Raw genomic sequence first — 3,407 nt, 5'->3', positions numbered from 1 at the left:
GCGTCCTCAAGGCCCATACCGGCTACGGCACCGCCGACCTGCAATGGCTGAATTCGGGCTGGAGCATCCGCGTTATCGTCGATCACTGGACCAACCCGCCCGATGCGGCGCTGGCCGGTTTCCTGCTCGGGCTCGATTTCCTGCTGATGCCGCTCTATGGCGCGGCGCTGTTCTTCGGCGCCATTGCGGCGATCGACCGCTTCGCGCCGCGCCCGGGCAATTTCCAGCGCCTGATGACCCGCCTCGCGCTGGCGCCGATCGGCGCCGCGATCTGCGACGGGATCGAGAACAGCCTGCAGATCTATATGCTGACCCATGCCTCCACCAACACCATGGCTGCGTTCGCGCTCGAAGCGACGGCGGCGAAATGGGTCGGCATCGGCATCGGTATCGTGCTGTCGCTGGCGGCGCTGATCGGGCGCTTCATCAAACGGGCGGATTAACGCACCACGCGATACAGCCGGAATTCCGGCGGGCCGTTTTTCAGCGGCACTTGTTGCAGCCAATCGGGATGACGGCCGACGGCGAGTTCGCCGCCGAAGCCGGGCCAGTTGTCGTGCTCGCAGACGAGGGCGTGGGTGATGCCGCGGTGGATGACGATGGCGCGGGCCGCCGCCGCGCCGCCGTGGAGGAATTGGGCGGTGTCCTTCATCGCCGGCGGCATTTCGTAAGGCCCGGCGATCACGCGCGCGTTCGAGTGCCAAAGCATTTCAGGCCCGTACCACACCGGCGCCATGACGATGGCGTTGTCGGGAACGCTGGCGCCGATCACCCGCGCCGCCGCACTCCAATTGCAGACCGCGGCAGGATGGGTAGTGAATTGCTCGATGCCCTTCTGGCTCTCAGTCGCCATGGTCGGCAGCACCTGCAGCAGCAGCGCTCCGGCGAGCGCAAAGGCGCGTAGCGGCACCGGGCCGAGGCGGATTTCGCTTTCCATGATGGCGACGGTCGTCAGCGTCCATGGCAGCAGCATCACCGCCTGGACTTCGCCCGACCAGCGCATCTGCGCCATCGCCAGGGCGCCGAACAGCACGAAGCCGATCAACGTCAGCAGCATTACTGGCTGGTCGGGGCCGCGGCGCAAGCGGGCGATGACGAGCGGCAGCGCCAGCACCGGCGCGGTCATCTGGGCGAGGAAGGCGGCGAGGCTGAAGCCGTCGCGCGGCAGCAATGGCTGCAACTCGCTGATTTGGCGGTGCCAGGCGACAATCACCGGATCGAGATGCGGCCACGGCCCGAGGAAGAAATCGGGATAGGTCGCGCCGATCACGCCGGCGGCACCGAGGCTGGCTGCGGCTAGCGCGGCACTTTTGTGCCGCCATCCGGTGAGGCGCGCTGCGGCCAGTGCGGCGATTGCCACGGTGCCCGCCGCCAGTGCTACGACGTGGGCGATCGACACCCGATCGTACGCGGCTTCGACAAGAAAGCGGCCGCGCTCCCACACGAGCCACGCCACTGCGGTCAGCGCGGCGGCGGCGAGATAGAGCGTCAAGGCCCGCAAGGTCTGGCGGCGATAGACCAGCCATGCCGCTACCAGTCCCGCCGACAGGAACAGGATCGTCAACAGCGCTTCCACCGAGGTCGCGAGCTGCAGCCCTGCCAGCACCCCGGCCGCTACGGCCCAGCGCATCCCGGCGCGTCCGTCGAGCAGCGCATAGGCCCAGGCCATTTGCGCCAGCATCAGGCCCAGCACCAGGCTGTGATGATCCGGCCGTCCGGCGATGAACGAGCCGGCGAGCTGCGGCTGGGTGAAGAGAAGCACCGTCAGCCACAGGAAAATCGGCCCGGCGACGCGGGGTTTGACGCCCCAGGCGAACACCGCCAAGGCGGCGATCAACAGCAGCGAGCTGATGGCGCTGCCCCAAATGTAAAGCGCGGTATGGGGATGGAGCCCGAGGGCCTTCAGCGGCGCCGCCCCGGCCACCAGCAGCAGGTCGAACACCGCCGTCCAGTGAATGGTGTAGCCGAACGGGGCGTTGATGCGCGGGTCGACGGTATCGTGCCAGCCGCCCTCGGTCATCAGCCGCAAGGCGCGCTGCAGATGCATGTAGCAGTCGGGATCGATCAGCACGCCGAACAGCACAGCCCGGTTGCCGGTGGCCAGCAGCATGGCTTCCACCGCCAGCACCACGGCACCCGCCAAAGCCGCCGTCCGCGCGATCGACCAGGGTTTCATGCCCGCCACACTGTCAGCCCTCTGTTAAGCCGGGATAAACCCTGCCGCCCCGATTCTTCATTTTGAACACTTCTAAAAAAGTTTGCGCGGCGAAATCGCCCTGCTATTGTTCCGTCCCGCCCGCCAAGAGTCACGCGCCCATGAACATCCACGAATACCAGGCCAAAGAGATATTGCGGTCGTTCGGCGCTCCGGTGCCATTGGGCAAAGCCGCCTTCAGTGCCGAAGAGGCCGTGCAGGTCGCCAAGCTGCTGCCCGGACCGGTCTGGGTGGTGAAGGCGCAGATCCACGCCGGTGGTCGCGGCAAGGGCGGCGGCGTCAAGGTGGTCAAGTCGATCGAGGATGTCGAGACGGAAGCCCGCCGCATGCTGGGCATGACCCTCGTCACCCATCAGACCGGGCCGGCGGGGCGCGAAGTGAAGCGGCTTTATATCGAAGACGGCTCGGCGATCGCGCGCGAGCTTTACCTGTCGGTGCTGGTGGACCGTTCCACCTCGCGCATCTCCTTCATCGTTTCGACCGAAGGCGGCATGGACATCGAAGAGGTGGCCAAGAACACCCCCGACAAAATCGCGACCTTCTCGATTGATCCGGCGGCCGGCTATTCGCCCTATGTCGGCGTCGAGATCGCCGCCGCGCTGAAGCTGGAAGGGGGCCAGATCAAGAGTTGCGTGGCGCTGATGAAAAGCCTTTACGACGCCTTCGTCGCCAAGGACATGAGCCTGCTCGAAATCAATCCGCTGGTGGTGACCAAGGAGGGCAAGCTCGTCTGCCTCGACGCCAAGGTCAATTTCGATGACAACGCGCTTTACCGCCACAAGGATGTGATGGAGCTGCGCGATTTCGGCGAAGAGGACCCGACCGAAGTGGAAGCCTCGCGCTACGATCTTTCCTACATCAAGCTCGATGGCTCCATCGGCTGCATGGTCAACGGTGCCGGCCTCGCCATGGCGACGATGGACATCATCAAGCTCTATGGCGGCTCACCGGCCAACTTCCTCGATGTCGGCGGCGGCGCGACCAAGGAGCGGGTGACGACGGCGTTCAAGCTCATCCTCTCCGACGCGAATGTCGAAGGCATCCTCGTCAACATCTTCGGCGGCATCATGCGCTGCGATGTCATCGCCGAGGGCGTCGTCGCCGCGGCGCGCGAGGTCAGCCTGCACGTGCCGCTGGTCGTCCGCCTCGAGGGCACCAATGTCAGCCTCGGCAAGAAGATCCTGGCCGAATC

3 protein-coding genes are annotated in these 3,407 nt (G+C 65.8%); 2 read left to right on the top strand and 1 reads right to left on the bottom strand.

Features of this window, described 5'->3' with window-relative positions; genetic code table 11:
• On the top strand, window positions 1-443 hold a 443-nt coding region (locus tag AC1P6P_RS10915), incomplete at its 5' end, for a hypothetical protein (RefSeq protein WP_481402468.1).
• Here the strand turns inward: AC1P6P_RS10915 and AC1P6P_RS10910 are convergent.
• Complete coding sequence (locus AC1P6P_RS10910) at window positions 440-2,176, bottom strand: hypothetical protein (RefSeq protein WP_481402467.1); 1,737 nt, start codon at window positions 2,174-2,176, stop codon at window positions 440-442. The two genes, AC1P6P_RS10915 and AC1P6P_RS10910, sit on opposite strands and share 4 nt — an antisense overlap.
• A gap of 140 nt (window positions 2,177-2,316) precedes the next feature.
• Between AC1P6P_RS10910 and sucC the strand changes: the two genes are divergently transcribed.
• Window positions 2,317-3,407, top strand: a 1,091-nt coding sequence (gene sucC, locus AC1P6P_RS10905) for an ADP-forming succinate--CoA ligase subunit beta (RefSeq protein WP_481402466.1), incomplete at its 3' end; no start/stop codon positions are given.

Source organism: Rhizomicrobium sp. (genome assembly GCF_056722145.1).
The sequence above is the reverse complement of the archived record's forward strand: the minus strand, read 5'-3'. Positions and strand labels throughout refer to the sequence as shown.